16 protein-coding genes are annotated in these 17,768 nt (G+C 40.2%); 15 read left to right on the plus strand and 1 reads right to left on the minus strand.

What is annotated here, in order from left to right:
* Positions 1–16 precede the first annotated feature (16 nt).
* Positions 17–610, minus strand: coding sequence for an ATP-dependent Clp endopeptidase proteolytic subunit ClpP (gene clpP / locus IGI64_RS03580; protein WP_016624231.1), 594 nt, complete (start codon positions 608–610; stop codon positions 17–19).
* 179 nt (positions 611–789) lie between these two features.
* On the opposite strand from clpP, the gene IGI64_RS03585 reads away from it, so the two are divergent.
* The 15 genes from IGI64_RS03585 to rho all read left to right on the plus strand — a co-directional run bounded on the left by IGI64_RS03585 (position 790) and on the right by rho (position 17,691).
* On the plus strand, positions 790–1,317 hold the full coding sequence (locus IGI64_RS03585) for a hypothetical protein (protein ID WP_034862094.1): 528 nt from the start codon (positions 790–792) through the stop codon (positions 1,315–1,317).
* 186 nt (positions 1,318–1,503) lie between these two features.
* A complete protein-coding gene (locus IGI64_RS03590; RefSeq protein WP_016624228.1) occupies positions 1,504–2,238 on the plus strand; it encodes a glycerophosphodiester phosphodiesterase family protein in 735 nt (244 codons plus the stop codon).
* A gap of 3 nt (positions 2,239–2,241) precedes the next feature.
* On the plus strand, positions 2,242–3,168 hold the full coding sequence (gene miaA / locus IGI64_RS03595) for a tRNA (adenosine(37)-N6)-dimethylallyltransferase MiaA (protein ID WP_429939507.1): 927 nt from the start codon (positions 2,242–2,244) through the stop codon (positions 3,166–3,168).
* Positions 3,168–4,409 carry a GTPase HflX gene (hflX, locus tag IGI64_RS03600; RefSeq protein ID WP_429940749.1) on the plus strand — a complete coding sequence of 414 codons (1,242 nt, stop codon included), beginning with the start codon at positions 3,168–3,170 and terminating at the stop codon, positions 4,407–4,409. Before miaA ends, hflX begins: the two co-directional genes overlap by 1 nt.
* A 129-nt stretch (positions 4,410–4,538) precedes the next feature.
* Positions 4,539–5,918, plus strand: a complete 1,380-nt coding sequence (locus tag IGI64_RS03605) for an FAD-dependent oxidoreductase (protein WP_429939508.1) — start codon at positions 4,539–4,541, stop codon at positions 5,916–5,918.
* Between the two features lie 263 nt (positions 5,919–6,181).
* Positions 6,182–6,574 carry a MerR family transcriptional regulator gene (locus tag IGI64_RS03610; RefSeq protein ID WP_016624223.1) on the plus strand — a complete coding sequence of 131 codons (393 nt, stop codon included), beginning with the start codon at positions 6,182–6,184 and terminating at the stop codon, positions 6,572–6,574.
* 29 nt (positions 6,575–6,603) lie between these two features.
* The gene (glnA, locus tag IGI64_RS03615) at positions 6,604–7,944 is read left to right on the plus strand and encodes a type I glutamate--ammonia ligase (protein WP_016624222.1); all 1,341 of its coding nucleotides are present in this window, start codon (positions 6,604–6,606) and stop codon (positions 7,942–7,944) included.
* A gap of 299 nt (positions 7,945–8,243) precedes the next feature.
* Positions 8,244–9,854, plus strand: coding sequence for a CTP synthase (locus IGI64_RS03620; protein WP_016624221.1), 1,611 nt, complete (start codon positions 8,244–8,246; stop codon positions 9,852–9,854).
* 94 nt (positions 9,855–9,948) lie between these two features.
* Positions 9,949–10,833 carry an SDR family oxidoreductase gene (locus tag IGI64_RS03625; protein WP_016624220.1) on the plus strand — a complete coding sequence of 295 codons (885 nt, stop codon included), beginning with the start codon at positions 9,949–9,951 and terminating at the stop codon, positions 10,831–10,833.
* Positions 10,834–11,004: 171 nt separating this feature from the next.
* Positions 11,005–11,874, plus strand: coding sequence for a class II fructose-bisphosphate aldolase (locus tag IGI64_RS03630; protein WP_429939509.1), 870 nt, complete (start codon positions 11,005–11,007; stop codon positions 11,872–11,874).
* Between the two features lie 527 nt (positions 11,875–12,401).
* Positions 12,402–13,103 (plus strand): VanR-ABDEGLN family response regulator transcription factor, encoded by a 702-nt coding sequence (gene vanR / locus IGI64_RS03635; RefSeq protein ID WP_429939510.1) that lies wholly within the window; start codon positions 12,402–12,404, stop codon positions 13,101–13,103.
* Positions 13,096–14,211: a sensor histidine kinase gene (locus IGI64_RS03640; RefSeq protein WP_429939511.1), complete on the plus strand. Its 1,116-nt coding sequence runs from the start codon at positions 13,096–13,098 to the stop codon at positions 14,209–14,211. The genes vanR and IGI64_RS03640 overlap by 8 nt, the downstream gene beginning before the upstream one ends.
* Positions 14,212–14,314: 103 nt before the next feature.
* Positions 14,315–14,977 carry a M15 family metallopeptidase gene (locus IGI64_RS03645; protein WP_429939512.1) on the plus strand — a complete coding sequence of 221 codons (663 nt, stop codon included), beginning with the start codon at positions 14,315–14,317 and terminating at the stop codon, positions 14,975–14,977.
* 153 nt (positions 14,978–15,130) lie between these two features.
* Positions 15,131–16,399 (plus strand): UDP-N-acetylglucosamine 1-carboxyvinyltransferase, encoded by a 1,269-nt coding sequence (locus IGI64_RS03650; protein WP_429939513.1) that lies wholly within the window; start codon positions 15,131–15,133, stop codon positions 16,397–16,399.
* Positions 16,396–17,691, plus strand: coding sequence for a transcription termination factor Rho (gene rho, locus IGI64_RS03655; protein WP_016624213.1), 1,296 nt, complete (start codon positions 16,396–16,398; stop codon positions 17,689–17,691). The genes IGI64_RS03650 and rho overlap by 4 nt, the downstream gene beginning before the upstream one ends.
* Positions 17,692–17,768: the final 77 nt, after the last annotated feature.

Consider the following 17,768-nt stretch of genomic DNA (forward strand, 5'->3'; position numbering starts at 1 on the left):
GCAGAGGATGCAGTTTTTAGTTCAATGAAGAACTGTTTTCCATTACTTCATCGATCAAACCATACGCTTTTGCTTGTTCAGCAGTCATGAAGTTGTCACGGTCTGTGTCTTTTTCGATGACTTCAAGCGGTTGGCCTGTACGTTCCGCTAAGATTTTATTCAAACGGTCGCGTGTTTGCAAGATGTGGCGTGCAGCGATTTCGATTTCAGTTGCTTGACCTTGTGCACCGCCAAGAGGTTGATGGATCATGATTTCAGCATTTGGCAAAGCAAAACGTTTGCCTTTTGCACCTGCAGTCAATAAGAAGCTTCCCATTGATGCAGCCATACCCATAACGATTGTTTGTACATCCGCTTTGACGAAGTTCATTGTATCGTAAATCGCCATACCAGCTGTTACAGATCCGCCAGGTGAATTGATGTAAAGATAAATATCTTTTTCAGAATCCTGTGCGTCTAAAAATAACAACTGTGCAATGATAGAATTTGCTAAATCATCTGTTACTTGACCGCTTAACATGATGATGCGGTCTTTCAATAAGCGTGAGTAAATATCATAGGCTCTTTCGCCGCGAGATGATTGTTCAATAACTGTAGGAATTAAGTTCATAGTAAATTTCCTCCTTAAATATCTTTCAGAAATAGTTTAACATAAAGTCAGTTCAATACCTAAAAAGAAGTATACATTTTTGGTCAGAAAAGGTCAAATAAAAAACTCTCGCAAAATGGTCGTGAATTTAGAGTTTATGTTATGATAAATGAGAAGAAAGTATAGAGGAGGAACCAATATTGATGGTCGGCATCATAGGACTTACTGGAGTTTTGGTCGGAGCATTGCTCGTATATATCGGCTTTATGATCCAAATGCGTTATTTTGAAAAAAAAGAACAACGGCGGCGCGAACTAGAACTAAAAGTCAAAGAAATCGAAACATTGAATCAATTGAACAAAAAAATCAATCAGATCTTGCAAAAACGTACAACATTGATGGAAGAGTACGTGAGTTTTGATGCGTTTGATGATTGTTACATCACAATCGATGATTTTGCGTATCTGCAATCATTCGCCACACAAAACAATTTTTATTTGCCAAACCATATCTTAGATGAATTATTCAAGGCAATCGCTCATCGAAAAGTGATCCTGTCACCAGATGAAACGATGAAAATCGGCGGCTATGCTTATAAAGGTGGTCGAGTGATCTTGGAGAACTTTACGGATAATCTGACGGAAATGACAAATGAGAAAAAAGCACAATTGAAAAAAATCACGAAACAGCCAGTCGGTTTTTTTACTAAAGATAGTGTCTGGTATTAAATGTACGTATACAGAAAACTCCGCAAAACATCACGATGGTTTTGCGGAGTTTTCACTATTAGGAAAGTTTAAGACCGCTGGATTTTTTTAGGTGGAAAAGCAAGCTGAAACGAGAAAAGCCAGCGTTCTTGCAAATGTTTTTTCAGCTTATGCTGTGGTACAATAAACAAGACTGGAGTGGGGAAAATGATACAAATCTACGCACACCGAGGAAGCAGCGGGACGCACCCGGAAAATACATTGCCCGCTTTTGCGGAAGCCGTAAGAGTTGGAGCGGATGCAGTGGAACTGGACGTCCATTTAAGCAAGGATCAGGAATTGATCGTCATGCATGATGAAGAAGTTGACCGAACGACTAACGGCAAAGGATTGATCCGCGAAAAAACATTAGCGGAAATCAAGCAGCTGAATGCTGGCAGCTGGTTTGACAAAAACTCTTCGGCAAGAGTACCGACACTGAAAGAAACATTTGATTTGTTCCTTCAGAAAAATTACCGCGGTATGGTTATGATCGAATTGAAAACCGATAAATTCCAGTATCCGCAAATCGAAGAAAAAGTAGCAGAATTAGCTGCCAGCAGAGATTGGCCTTTTCAGCACAGTTATTGCAGTTTTAACCAAGCATCTTTAGAGAAAATGGCTGAACTTGAACCAGGTATCCAGCTTGATCTTTTGATGCGCGACTCAAAGAAAAAACCAGCAATTGCTCAAGAACTTTCTTATATTGAAGGATTACATCCGCACTATCAATGGGTCTTAGATAATCCAGATGCAGCAAAAGATTTTTCTAAAGCCCTTCGCGTATGGACAGTGGATGATGAGGCGCTTCTCAAAGAAGTCTTAGGCTGGGCTATCAATGGAGTTATCACAGATTACCCCGAAAAAGCATTACGTATTCGGCAATCTATAAAAAGTAGGTAAATGATGAAAAAAGTATTAGTGATCGCAGGACCGACTGCTGTCGGGAAAACTGCATTAAGTATTGAGCTTGCGAAAAAATTCAATGGCGAAGTTATCAGCGGGGATTCTCTGCAAGTCTATAAAAAATTAGACATCGGTACAGCGAAAGTTACCAAGGAAGAAATGCAGGGAATCACTCATCATCTGATTGATATCGTTGAACCAGATGGCATGTATTCTGCGGCTGATTTTCAAAACATGGGGCGCCAGCTGATCGAAGAGATAACCGCACGAGGGCATTTGCCAATCGTCGCTGGAGGAACCGGATTATATATCCAATCCTTACTTTATGATTTTCGTTTAGGCGGCGAAGAAAATGAAGAAGAATCAGCGATGATCCGAGAAAAATATGAGCAGTTTGCCACGCAATACGGAAAAGAAGCGCTGTGGGAAAAATTAAACCAAACAGATCCTGCCGCAGCTGAAAAAATCCACTGGAACAACCAGCGGAAAGTCATTCGTGCATTGGAAGTCTTTGAACGCACGGGCGAAAGCATCACTGCGCCAAAAGAACAGCCAGCTAAGCTTTATGACTATTTGATGATTGGGCTGGATACAGAGAGGGAGCTGCTGTATCAAAGAATCAATCAGCGTGTGGACATGATGCTGGATAACGGGCTGGAAGCAGAAGCTGAATTTGTTTACTCGTTAAAAGAAGCCCAAGGTGCACAAGGAATCGGATATAAAGAATTCTTTCCTTATTTTGAAGGAAGAGAAACTTTACCTGAAGTGGTTGAGACTATCAAACAAAATTCTCGCCGCTACGCAAAAAGGCAGCTGACTTGGTTTCGAAATCGGATGTCTGTCCAATGGTTCGATTTGATCCAGCATCCAGAAGAACAAAAGCAGATCGAAGAATTAGTCCAACAATGGATGGAGGCAGAAAAATAATGGAGAAAAAAGAAAAAGCGGTCCTTGTCGGCGTAGAAACCGAAAATAATTATGCGAATTTTGAAGAATCAATGGAAGAATTGAAAAATTTGACGCAGACTGCCTCAGGTGAAGTCGTCTATACATTGACACAAAAACGTCCGCAAGTCGATCGTCAGACACTTGTTGGTAAAGGGAAATTAGCCGAATTAGCGCAGCAGGCAGAAGCAAATGAAGCGGATATCGTGATCTTCAACCATGAATTAAGTCCGCGTCAAAGTCAGCTGATTGGTGAAGCAATCGGTCTGCCTGTCATTGATAGAGTGCAGCTGATCCTGGATATTTTTGCTATGCGTGCTCGTTCGAAGGAAGGAAAACTGCAAGTAGAATTAGCCCAATTAAACTATTTGCTGCCGCGTTTAGCTGGACAAGGAAAATCGTTGTCTCGTCTTGGCGGAGGGATCGGTACAAGAGGGCCAGGGGAAACAAAGCTTGAAACAGACCGCCGGCACATCCGCAACAAAATCCTTGCAGTAAAAAAAGAATTGAAGACGATTGAAGCACATCGCGAACGAAGCCGCCAAAAAAGAAAATCAAGTGCGGTCTTTCAAGTCGGATTGATTGGTTATACCAATGCAGGGAAATCAACGATCTTGAATCTTTTGACACAGGCTGATACGTATTCAGAAAACCAGCTTTTTGCTACCTTAGATCCATTGACGAAAAAATGGCGTTTAGATGAAGGTTTTGAGATGACGATCACCGACACAGTAGGATTTATCCAGGATTTGCCGACGCAATTAGTGAATGCTTTTCATTCCACGCTGGAAGAAAGCCAAAATATGGATCTGCTTTTGCATGTGATCGATGCCAGTTCACCTGACCGCATCCAGCAGGAAAAAACTGTATTGGACCTGATGGCAGAATTATCGATGGAAAATATTCCAGTATTATCTGTTTATAATAAAGCAGATTTGATCGATCCAGCTTCCTTTACGCCGACTTTATTTCCAAATGTACTGATTTCTGCTAAAAGCAAGACAGGGAAAAAAGATTTGCTGCAGGCGGTAAAATATCAGCTGATGGAAATCATGACACCTTATACTTTAGAAGTTCCCAGCAGCGATGGCCAGAAGTTAAGCGAACTCAAAAGAAAAACACTTCTTTTGAGTCAAGAATTCGATGAAGAAAGAGAAAGTTATATCGTCAAAGGATTTGCCCAAGAAGAACGATTGAATAGTGCTGAAAAAGAAGAACATTAATCTGCAAAAAATAGTGTGATATTTAAATTTTGCTTGATCGAAGAGGTATCTTTTGATTCAAAACCAGCAGAATGTTAAGTTTAAATTGTTTAGAATTATTTTAAACAAATGACTTAGGAGGTTTTATCAATGGAAAAAATCAAAGTTGTGATCGTCGGTGCATCTCATGGAGGACACCAATCAATTTTAGAACTCTTGACACGATATGGCGAAAACGTAGATATCACACTGTTTGAAGCAGGAGATTATGTTTCCTTTATGTCATGCGGGATGGAGCTTTACCTAGAAGATAAAGTCACAGATGTAAATGATGTACGAAATTTCAGACCAGAAAACTTTCCGCAATCCAATGTTCATATTCTAAATAATCATGAAGTAAAAACAATCAATGCCGATAACAAAACAGTCACAGTTGCGAATACTTCGGATAATGAAACAAAAGAGTATTCTTACGATAAATTGATTTTAAGCTCTGGTGTAAAACCAAACAATCTGCCAGTACCTGGGACAGATTTGGAAAATGTCTACTTGATGCGCGGCTACAACTGGGCAACGAAAATCAAAGAAAAATTAAATGATCCAGCGATTAAAAAAATCGCTGTTATAGGCGCAGGCTACATTGGGATCGAAGCAGCAGAAGCCAGTCGAAATGCTGGAAAAGATGTTGTTTTGCTTGATGTGATCGATCGACCTCTAGGCACGTATCTAGATGCAGAAATGACTGATATCTTAGAAAAACATCTCAATGAAAAAGGCGTCGAAGTTTTAACAAATGTGAAAATCGAAGCTTTTACTGGTGAGGGAAAAGTAGAAGCAGTCAAAACAAGCGAAAAAGAAATCTCAGCAGATTTAGTGATCCAAGCTGCTGGTGTGAAGGCAAATACAGAATGGCTCAAAGGTATCGTCGACTTAGATGAACGCGGCTGGATCCAAACCAATGAATATTTGCAGACGAATCTTCCTGATGTTTACGCAGTAGGAGATGCAACACTAGCTTATTCTATTCCAGCACGCAAAAAAATGCCGATTGCTTTAGCAACTGTGGCACGTCGAGAAGCGCGTTATGTTGTGCAGCACTTATTTGAAGATGTACCAAATAAACCGTTTGGCGGAGTCGTCGGTTCTTCTGCGCTAAGTGTGTTTGATTACCATTTTGCTGCCAGCGGACTGAATAGTTTTACTGCAGAAAAAGCAGGTGTTGACGTCCGTGTTTCTTATTACGAAGATACATTGCGTCCAAAATATGTACCAGAAGAACAAGGCAATCCGAAAGTTTCCATCCAATTGTTCTCAGATCCAATGACTCATCAGCTGTTAGGCGGAGCAGTATTGTCTACGTATGATGTGACAGGGCAAGGAAATGTACTAGCTCTAGCGATCCAAAACAAACTGACGTTAGAACAGCTGGCAGAAGCGGACTTCTTTTTCCAACCAGGATTTGACCGTCAATGGAGCATGTTGAATTTGGCGGCGCAACAAGCATTAGGTGAAGAACCTTTTGTCGAATAAAAATAGATAAAGTACTAAAGACAGATTCCTTTCATTGGAGAGGTATCTGTTTTTTTTATAAATGAAGGAATTGAAATTTTTTCTAAAAAATATTTTTATTTTTAGCTGTAAAAAACATTGGTATACCGCTGTTTTTGATAAATAGAAGTTTATTTTATAAAAAAATCGTTATTCCATGTTAGAAAACCTGACATATGCGGTTGACAATCAAAATTAACATTGGTACACTTTAGCCAAGTCAAAGAGAGGAAAGGTGGTATCTGATGAGAGAAAAGGAATTACGACGCTCGATGTCAGTCTTTCCGATTGGTACAGTTATGAAATTGACAGACCTCTCGGCACGCCAAATTCGGTATTACGAAGAACAAGAACTTGTCCATCCCGAACGCAGCGAAGGCAATCGGCGGATGTATTCTCTGAATGATATAGACACATTACTCGAAATCAAAGATTATCTTTCGGATGGTTTGAATATGGCTGGAATCAAACATGTATACGAAATGGCTCGCGCAGAACAGCAAGAAGCGAAAAGTAAGAAGCCGCTGACAGACAACGACGTACGGCAGATTTTTCGCGATGAGATGCTTGCGCAGGGCGGATTGAACCAAACAGGGCATTATCAGTCACAGGGTCTTCAACGACAATATTTTGACTGAATAAACATAATACAAGAAAGAGGGATACCATGGTAAAGAAACAAATCACTGGCGATGAGATCAAACGAATTATCGAAGAGGAAAACGTACGCTTTTTGCGTCTGATGTTTACGGATATTCTAGGAACAATCAAAAACGTTGAAGTACCTGTCAGCCAGATCGACAAAGTATTAGACAACAAAATGATGTTTGACGGTTCTTCTATTGAAGGTTTTGTAAGAATCGAAGAAAGTGATATGTACTTGTATCCAGATCTTTCTACTTGGATGATTTTTCCATGGGAAAGCGACCATGGAAAAGTAGCGCGCTTGATTTGCGATATTTATAACCCAGACGGCACACCATTTGCCGGCGATCCGCGCGGGAACTTAAAACGAGCATTGAAAGATATGCGCGACTTAGGATTTACCTCTTTCAACTTAGGACCAGAGCCTGAATTTTTCTTATTTAAATTAGATGAAGACGGCGGGATCACAACGAATTTGAACGATAAAGGCGGCTACTTTGATTTTGCACCTACTGATTTGGGTGAAAACTGCCGCAGAGATATCGTTTTGGAATTAGAGAGCTTAGGTTTTGAAGTAGAAGCTTCTCACCATGAAGTAGCGCCAGGACAACACGAAATCGACTTTAAATATGCAGATGTCGTAGATGCTTGCGACAATATCCAAACTTTTAAATTAGTCGTAAAAACAATTGCACGCAAACATGGTCTGCACGCAACATTTATGCCAAAACCTTTATATGGAATCAATGGTTCTGGTATGCACTGCAACATGTCATTGTTCAACGAAGAAGGAAATGTCTTCTATGATAAAGACGGTGAATTGGAATTGAGCCAAACAGCCTATCATTTCTTAGGCGGATTGTTGAAACATGCAAGAGCCTATACTGCTGTATGTAATCCAACCGTCAACTCATACAAACGTCTAGTGCCTGGTTATGAAGCGCCAGTATATGTGGCTTGGAGCGGACACAACCGTTCACCGCTTGTCCGTGTACCGGAATCTCGCGGCATCTCTACACGTTTGGAATTGCGTTCAGTTGATCCGTCTGCAAATCCATATTTAGCAATGGCTGTTCTTTTACAAGCTGGGTTAGACGGCGTACGCAACAAATTGACACCACCACCAGCTGTCGACAGAAACATCTATGTGATGAATGAAGAAGAACGGGAAGAAGCGCAAATCAAAGATCTTCCATCAACGATCCACAATGCAATCAAAGAATTGCGCAAAGACGAAGTGATGATCGAAGCATTGGGCAACCATATCTTCTCAAACTTTGTCGAAGCAAAACGTTTGGAATGGGCAGCTTTCCGCCAAACAGTTTCTGAATGGGAAAGAGAACAGTACTTAGAATTATACTGATTTCTTAACAGGACCCTTCAAAGCAAAAGGCTGTTTTTCAAAATAAACCTCTCGACCGTGGTGCGTTGATGCTTGCGGTTGAGAGGTTTTTGTTATCCTTTCAAGAAACCGTTCTTGAAAATCAATAAAGAATTAGGGCTTGACTTTCAAAGATTTAACTTGTATTATACTGCTTGGGCACCCTTTTAGAAGGGTTAAAGTTTACAGGAATCTCAGCTCCCTATTCGTATGGATAGGGAGCTTTATTTTATTTTCTGAGACTTTTCCTGAAGATAAAACAAGAAGGAGTTTTTGAATTTATGACAAAATACATTTTTGTAACTGGCGGCGTAGTTTCATCGATTGGTAAAGGAATCGTAGCAGCTTCACTTGGCCGTTTGTTAAAAAATCGTGGCTTGAAAGTCACTATCCAAAAATTTGATCCATATATCAACGTGGACCCAGGAACAATGAGTCCATATCAACATGGAGAGGTTTTCGTAACAGATGACGGCGCGGAAACAGATTTGGATCTGGGACACTATGAGCGTTTCATCGACATCAATTTGAACAAATACTCCAATGTTACGACAGGAAAAATCTATTCGGAAGTTCTGCGTAAAGAACGTAAAGGCGAATATCTTGGAGCAACTGTCCAAGTTATCCCGCATATCACGAACGAAATCAAAGAAAAAATCATGCGCGCAGCAAAATTGACAGATTCAGATATCATCATTACTGAAGTCGGCGGAACTGTCGGCGATATCGAATCATTGCCGTTTTTAGAAGCATTGCGTCAAATGAAAGCAGATGTTGGTGCGGATAACGTAATGTATGTTCACACAACGTTGATCCCATACCTAAAAGCAGCAGGCGAAATGAAAACAAAACCAACACAACATAGTGTGAAAGAACTTCGCGGATTAGGTATCCAGCCAAACATCTTAGTCGTTCGTACAGAACAACCAGTTTCTCAAGGAACAAAAAATAAGTTGGCTCAATTCTGTGACGTGGAACCAGAAGCCGTAATCGAATCACCAGACGTAGACACATTGTACTCTATCCCATTATTGTTACAGTCACAAGGAATGGACCAAATCGTTTGTGATCACTTGAAATTAGATACACCTGCAGCAGATATGACTGAATGGCGCCAATTAGAAGAACGCGTCTTGAACTTGAAGAAAAAAGTTCGTATTGCTTTAGTCGGAAAATATGTAGAATTGCCTGACGCATATATTTCAGTTGTTGAAGCATTGAAACATTCAGGATTTGCTTATGACTCAGACATCGAGCTTGACTGGATCAAAGCACATGAATTAACAAAAGAAAACGTCGAAGAAAGACTAAAAGATGCAGACGGTATCTTGGTTCCTGGTGGTTTCGGCGATCGTGGTGTTGAAGGAAAAATCGAAGCAATCCGTTACGCTCGTGAAAATGATGTACCATTCTTAGGTATTTGTCTAGGTATGCAAATGGCTTGTGTCGAGTTTGCCCGCAATGTCGCTGGTTTAGAAGATGCAGCATCTGCTGAAACAAACCCTGATGCAGTAAACAACATCATCGATTTGATGGCAGACCAAGAAAATATTGAAAATCTAGGCGGAACATTACGTTTAGGTCTTTACCCATGCAAACTGAAAAAAGGAACAAAAACAGCTGCTGCCTATGATGGCGCAAATGTGGTCCAAGAACGTCACCGTCACCGTTATGAATTCAATAACAAATACCGTGAAATGTTTGAAGAAAAAGGATTAGTATTCTCTGGTGTATCCCCAGACAATCGTCTAGTAGAAATCGTAGAGATCCCAGAAAACAAATTCTTCGTGGGCTGCCAATTCCATCCAGAATTGATTTCACGTCCAAATCGTCCGCAAAAATTGATCAAAGCATTTGTTGGTGCTTCTTTAGAAAACAGAGAAGAAAAATAATTTATCTGAAGCCGCTTGGTGATCCAAGCGGTTTTTTTGCAATCTTTTCTGATTCAGCGTACCCTTTTTATATAAAGAAAGAGGAGGTCACAGAATGAGCAAAAAACAGAATCCATTGACAAAATATTATCATCAGGAATTTGAAAAGCAATTTCAAGAAGCTCCTGCTTTACAAAAGAACATGACACCTGTACCAGATTGCGGAGAAGAAAGTTATGTAGGTTCAGGAAAGCTTGAAGGAAGAAAAGCATTAGTGACTGGCGGAGATTCAGGGATCGGACGTGCTGCTGCGATTGCGTATGCTCGCGAAGGTGCAGATGTAGCAATCGTTTATCTGCCAGTCGAAGAAGAGGATGCGCAGGATGTAAAAAAATGGATCGAAGAAGCAGGGCAAAAAGCTGTTTTGATCCCGGGTGATTTGAAAGACGAATCATTTGCGCGGAAAGCTGTCCATGATGCAGCTTCTGCTTTAGGCGGATTGGATATTTTAGTTCTGAATGCAGGGATGCAGCAGTCTGTAGCAGACATCAAAGAATTATCGACAAAACAAATTCAAGATACCTTTACTACAAATATCATTTCTATGTATTGGACAGTCCAAGAAGCGTTGGATTATTTGGATGAAGGAAGCGCCATTGTGACTACCACATCGATCCAAAGTGCCGAACCAAGTGCGCATTTATTGGATTATGCAGCGACAAAAGCAGCAATCACAGGTTTCAGCAAGGGACTAGCTGCACAATTAGCGCCAAAAGGTATTCGGGTCAATACAGTCGCACCTGGACCAATTTGGACACCATTGCAAATCTCTGGCGGACAACCGCAAGAAAAAATCCCGCAATTTGGACAAGATGAATTGATCGAGCGTGCAGGGCAGCCAGTCGAGCTTGCAAATGTTTATGTCTTTTTGGCTTCTGATGATGGAAGTTATGTGACTGGACAGGTTTATGCCGTAACAGGCGGCAGCTTTTTTGCTTGATTTATTAGAATTTTAAAAGAGAAATCCTTAGTTAATCGCCAAAAACTTCCTGAAAATTTTCATTTTCAGCGATTTTAGTAGAAAACTACGTAAATGTTTGGTAAAATGTCTTTGTTGGTTAAGCAAAGACTTAACAAATTTAGTTTTACAAAACTTAGGAGGAATTTTATTATGCCAGTAGTATCAGGAGCTGAATTTTTAAAAGCTGCTCGTAAAGGCGGCTACGCTGTCGGCGGATTCAACACAAACAACTTGGAATGGACTCAAGCTATTCTTGAAGCTGCAGAAGCAAAACAAGCACCAGTACTTATCCAAACTTCAATGGGCGCGGCTAAATACATGGGCGGATACAAAGTATGTAAAGATATGATCACTGATTTAGTAGAAGCAATGAACATCACTGTTCCAGTTGCTATCCACTTAGACCATGGTGACTACGAAGCTGCTTTGGAATGTATCGAAGTTGGCTACACTTCAATCATGTTTGACGGATCACACCTACCATTCGAAGAAAACTTGAAATTAGCTAAAGACGTTGTTGAAAAAGCACACGCTAAAGGCATTTCAGTTGAATGTGAAGTTGGTTCAATCGGCGGAGAAGAAGACGGAATCATCGGTACAGGCGAATTAGCTGACGTTGAAGAATGTAAACAAATGGTTGCTACAGGTCTTGACTACCTAGCATGCGGAATCGGTAACATCCACGGCCAATACCCAGAAAACTGGACTGGTCTTGCATTTGACCACTTGCAAGCAATTGCTGACGCTGTAGGTAACGATGTTCCTCTAGTATTACACGGCGGTTCAGGTATTCCTCAAGAACAAATCGAAAAAGCAATCTCAATGGGTATCTCAAAAGTTAACGTTAACACTGAGTTCCAATTGTCATTTGCTGCAGCAACTCGTGAATACATCGAAGCTGGTAAAGACAAAGAAGGTAAAGGATTTGACCCTCGTAAATTGTTAGCACCAGGTAAAGCTGCAATCGTTAAAGATGCACAAGAACACATCGACTGGTTCGGTTCAGCTAACAAAGCTTAATTTGTTTCAGCTGTAACAAACAGTCCTCGAACACCGATCATTCGGTCGTGAGAGAAGAAGCGGGACAGAAATGTCCCGCTTTTTTTGTGTCCAAAAAGAAGGTATCCGAAATTTTTGTAGGAAAATCGTCAGAAAATCTTGAGAAAAAGATAAAGATAACTTGTATTTTAAGGATTAAAATAAACATAGATAATAAAATATAGGTGAATGATTTGAACTATACATAGCTGAAAACATTGCTAAACTGAATTTGTCGAGTCGTCGCTTCCAAACAGAAATTAAGAGTAGAGTCGACAAAGTGGCACTTACTGTTTCGCAGCGGTAAGTGTCTTTTTATGAAAACAAAAAAACGCAACGTATTCGCAGGTACGTTGTGCTCGGATAGCAAGATGCTACAATTCATTTCATTTATTATTATACAGTGCAGATTCCAAAAATCAAACATGCTAGAAGTAAACGGACCTTACTAGTATCCAATATCGATATGATATAATTTAGAAAATTTGTTAGTGGTGGTGAAAGGCGTTATGCCAGAGAAAATATTGTTGGTAGATGATGAACAGGAAATTGCAGATTTGATTGAAGTCTACCTGAAGAATGACGGATATGAAGTACAGAAGTTTTATCTTGGACAAGAAGCATTGGATTGCATAGAAAGAGAGTCATTCGACTTAGCCGTATTAGATGTGATGCTTCCGGATATCGATGGATTTAAAATCGTCCAAAAAATCAGAGAAAATCATTTTTTTCCTGTAATCATGTTGACAGCAAAAGTAGAAGACATAGATAAAATAACAGGCTTAACTTTAGGTGCAGATGATTATATCACGAAGCCCTTCAATCCCTTAGAAGTCGTTGCGCGTATCAAGACTCAGTTGAGACGTTTTCGAAAATACAATACGCAAGCGGAATCCTCCATAGCAGAAACAGTAAAAGAAGTCGATATCCATGGATTAGTCATCAATCAAACCTTGCATACTTGCACGCTTTACGGAGAAAACATTTCTTTAACACCATTGGAATTTTCGATCTTATGGTACTTGGCTGAACGAAAAGGCGAAGTTGTTCCAGCAGAACAGCTGTTTGAAGCCGTTTGGGGTGAAAAGTTTCTCGATAACAATAACACAGTTATGGCACATATCGGGCGTTTGCGTGAAAAACTGAAAGAACCAGCACGTAAACCAAAATTTATCAAAACTGTTTGGGGAGTGGGCTATAAAGTTGAATAAAACAGAAACTATCAAAAAGTCTTCACGATTAAAAAATCGCTTGTTGAAGCGTTTGGCGACACGTTTAAGTATTTTTTCGGCAGCGGCAATCCTTGTTTTAACGCTGCTTTTCTTTGTTAGCCGTTTTTTATTTGGCTTGTATACATGGCAATGGTCAAATGGATTTTATCAATTTGCAAAAAAACTTGAAAACAATTATATTTTGATTGTTTTGATCGTTTTATTAGCTGGCGGCTTGATTATTTTGTTAAGAACGTGGTTAAGAAGTGTGGACCAGTTGGATGAAGTCCTTGAAGCTTCAAGAAAACTTTACCATAATCAAACGGAACCAATCAAACTTTCTGAAGATCTGCAAGAATTTGAATGGGAACTGAACCAGATTCGTCAAGAAGTCGATTTGAGTCAGCGGCAAGCAAAGGAAGCGGAACAGCGGAAAAATGATTTGATTGTTTATTTAGCACATGACCTGAAGACACCGTTGACTTCAGTGATTGGTTATCTGACCCTTTTGCGAGATGAACAGGAAATTTCTGCGGAGCTGAGAAAACGCTATTTAGCGATTTCTTTGGATAAAGCAGAGCGATTGGAAGAACTGATCAATGAATTCTTTGAGATTGCTCGATTCAATCTTTCAAATATCGAATTGATGCCAGCAAAAATCCAGTTGAAGATGATGTTGGAACAGCTGAGTTATGAATTTTTACCTCTTTTAACTGCCAAAAATTTGACTTTGGAAAAAGAACTGGAAGAAGAAATTTCGGTTTATTTTGATGCAGACAAGATGCAGAGAGTTTTCGATAATCTGCTGCAAAATGCAGTCAATTACAGCGATGAAGGCGCAGTGATCAAACTTTCAGCAAAAACAGATCCTGAACAAAAACGAGTCAAAATCGCTTTTACAAACCAAGGACCAACGATTCCTCCAGAAAAATTATCGAGGATCTTTGAACAATTTTTCCGGCTGGATACGGCACGGCAGACAAACAGAGGCGGTGCTGGACTTGGGTTGGCAATTGCTAAACAAATCGTGGAGCTTCATGGGGGGCAATTGACTGCTGAAAGCGAAGCGGAAAAAACAACGTTCACAATCGATTTGCCGCTTTTGTAGGAAAATCGTAAGAAATTCTTGTTGAATAACAGAAAACTGTCTTTGTTTTCCTTGGTAAACTTACCAAGAAAAGCAAAGATTTTTTAGTTGGAGGACAAGAATAATGGGAAAAATGAATAAAGCAGCAGCAGGGATCCTTTCGATCATTCTAATTACAATTATTGGGATATTTTTGCGGATAACACCTGAAAAAGTCCAAGCAAATGAAGAGGAGCGCGGCTCATGGGAGTTGATATTAGTGAATGCTGATCATAAAATACCAGAAGACTATACGGCGGAACTGCAAGAACTATCAGATGAACAAGCAGTAGATAAGCATATTTATCCTGAATTGCAGCTGATGCTTGATGCAGCGAGATCTGAGGGGATTTATCCAAAAATCGTTTCAAGTTTCCGAACAACGGAAGAGCAAGAAAACATCATGCAGGAAAAAATCAGCAGTTTTCAAGAAAAAGGTTATTCTTATCAAAAAGCCAAAGAAGAAGCTGAAAAATGGGTTGCTGCACCAGGAACAAGTGAGCATGAATTAGGTTTAGCAGTAGATATCAATGCTGAACCAAGTGCTTCTACAGACAAAGAAGTGTACGGATGGTTAGCAGATAATGCTTATCGCTATGGATTTATTTTGCGGTATCCTTCGAATAAAGTGCAGATTACCGGTGTAGATTATGAACCGTGGCATTTTCGTTATGTCGGCAAGAAAGCCGCCAAAGAAATAACCGAAGCAGGGATAACTTTGGAAGAATATTTAGGCCAAAAAAAGTAAACATTTTATTGAAAAAAGATCTCAGATACTTCTGTTTAGTGACAGTCTGGGGTCTTTTTTGTGTCAACTATTTTGGGGGTACTCGTTTCTTTTATCTATCTATGATAAAATACTTTTTATAGTAAACCATAGAATTAAACAAGGTGGAAATTCATGAAAAAAATCATAATCAACGGAAATCGTCCGTTAACGGGTGAAGTGACGATTAGCGGTGCAAAAAACAGCGCAGTCGCATTGATCCCAGCAGCTATCTTAGCAGATTCTCCTGTCACTTTAGAAGGTGTACCAGATATTCAGGATGTTCATTCGCTGATTGAGATCTTGGAAATCATGGGCGCTAAAACCTCATTTCACGACAATATTTTAGAAATCGATCCGCGCGAAATCGTTTCTGTACCAATGCCAAGCGGAAAAATCAATAGTCTTAGAGCATCTTATTATTTCATGGGTACATTGTTAGGGAAATTTGGTGAAGCAGTCGTTGGCTTACCTGGCGGATGTTATTTAGGTCCTCGTCCAATCGATCTGCATATCAAAGGATTCGAAGCGTTAGGTGCTTCTGTCAACAATGAACATGGTGCGATGTATCTTCGAACAAATGAAGAAGGGCTAAAAGGCAACCGAATCTTCATGGATGTCGTTTCAGTCGGCGCGACAATCAACGTGATGCTGGCAGCAGTCAAAGCCAAAGGACAAACAATCATTGAAAATGCAGCGAGAGAACCAGAAATCATCGATGTTGCTACTTTATTGAACAATATGGGCGCAAAAGTTCGCGGAGCCGGAACAGATATTATTCGTATCGAAGGTGTAGAAGAATTACATGGCTGCCATCATTTCATGATTCCTGACCGAATCGAAGCCGGAACGTATTTGGCAATCGCCGCTGCAGCTGGACAAGGAGTAAAAGTCAAAAATGTTATTTTTGAACATCTAGACAGCTTTATTGCAAAATTGCAGGAAATTGGTGTCAAAATGGAAATCAGAGAAGACGAGATCGAAGTCTTTCCTTCAGAAGAATTGAATGCTGTGAATGTCATGACTTATCCTTATCCTGGTTTTGCAACGGATTTGCAGCAGCCGCTGACACCGCTTCTTTTAAAAACCAGAGGAACTGCTGAAATAACAGATACGATCTACTCTAAACGTGTGAACCATGTACCAGAACTTGCGCGAATGGGCGCAGATATCTCTGTGGAAGGAAACATGATCATTGTGAATGGCCCAAATCAATTACACGGTGCAGAAGTTGTTGCTTCTGATCTTCGTGCAGGTGCTTGTTTGGTTATTGCCGGCTTGATGGCAGAAGGAACAACGACTATTTATAATGTAGAATATATTCTTCGCGGATATGATCATATTATCGAGAAACTGACGGCATTAGGCGCATCGATCGAAATGGTAGAGGAAGTGGACGAATGAGCGATTATTTAACAATGGCAGAGCTGGAAAATAAGACGTTGAAAGAAATCTACAGCTATGCAAAAGATTTCAAGATTCCTTATTACAGCAAAATGAATAAAAAAGAACTTTCTTTATCTGTGATCCGTGCGCAAGCAGAGAAACAAGGCTTCTATTACATGGAAGGGATCTTAGACATTGTGGGACAAGACGGCTATGGCTTTTTGCGTCCGATCAACTATGGTCCAAGTGTGGAAGATATCTATATCTCTGCTTCACAAATCCGCCGTTTTAGTTTAAGAAATGGCGATAAAGTTGCTGGAAAAGCAAGACCGCCGAAAGAATCAGAACGTTATTACGGCTTGATGCATGTAGAAAGTGTCAATGGGAAAGATCCCGAAGAAGCGAAAGAACGACCACATTTTCCTGCATTAACACCTCTTTATCCTGAAAGACAATTGCGTTTAGAAACGACACCGGGACGATTGGCAACACGAATGATCGATATTTTTTCTCCAGTTGGTTTTGGCCAGCGCGGGTTGATTGTAGCTCCGCCAAAAGCTGGGAAGACAAGTATCTTGAAAGAGATCGCAAATGGGATCACAGATAATTATCCGGATGTTGAGCTGATTGTTTTGCTGATCGACGAACGTCCAGAAGAAGTAACCGACCTTGAACGTAGTGTCAAAGGAGACGTGGTTTCATCGACATTTGATTTACAGCCGCAAAACCATACGCGAGTTTCTGAACTCGTATTGGAACGCGCGATGCGTTTGGTAGAAGACAAAAGAGATGTCGTTATTTTGATGGACAGTATCACGCGTTTAGCCAGAGCGTATAACCTTGTCGTACCGCCAAGCGGACGTACATTGAGCGGCGGGATCGATCCGGCTGCGTTATATAAACCAAAGAAATTTTTTGGTGCAGCGAGAAATATCGAAGAAGGCGGCAGCTTGACGATTTTAGCAACAGCCTTAGTGGACACAGGCAGTCGAATGGATGATGTGATCTATGAAGAATTTAAAGGAACAGGAAACATGGAATTGCAGCTGTCCCGCGAATTGTCAGAAAGACGAATCTTCCCTGCTATCGATATCAAGAAATCTGGTACACGAAAAGAAGAATTGTTAGTAGAAAACAATCAATTAGAAGGTATCTGGAAACTGCGCAACACCATGGCTGGCGATGCATTGGAATATACGGAACAATTAACACGATTTTTACGTAAAACTAAAAATAATGAACAGTTCTTTGAAGAATTTCAAGATGTGACATTCAGCAAAAAAACTCCGTCAAGAAATCAAAAAAGATAATTGCATCCATCTTTAAAACATGATAAGATGTTACTGTTGTAAATCGACAAATCAACTCTGGTTCAGCAAATGGGTCA

Source organism: Enterococcus sp. DIV0210g (genome assembly GCF_050559705.1).
In the GTDB taxonomy this organism is placed as follows: domain Bacteria; phylum Bacillota; class Bacilli; order Lactobacillales; family Enterococcaceae; genus Enterococcus_B; species Enterococcus_B faecalis_A.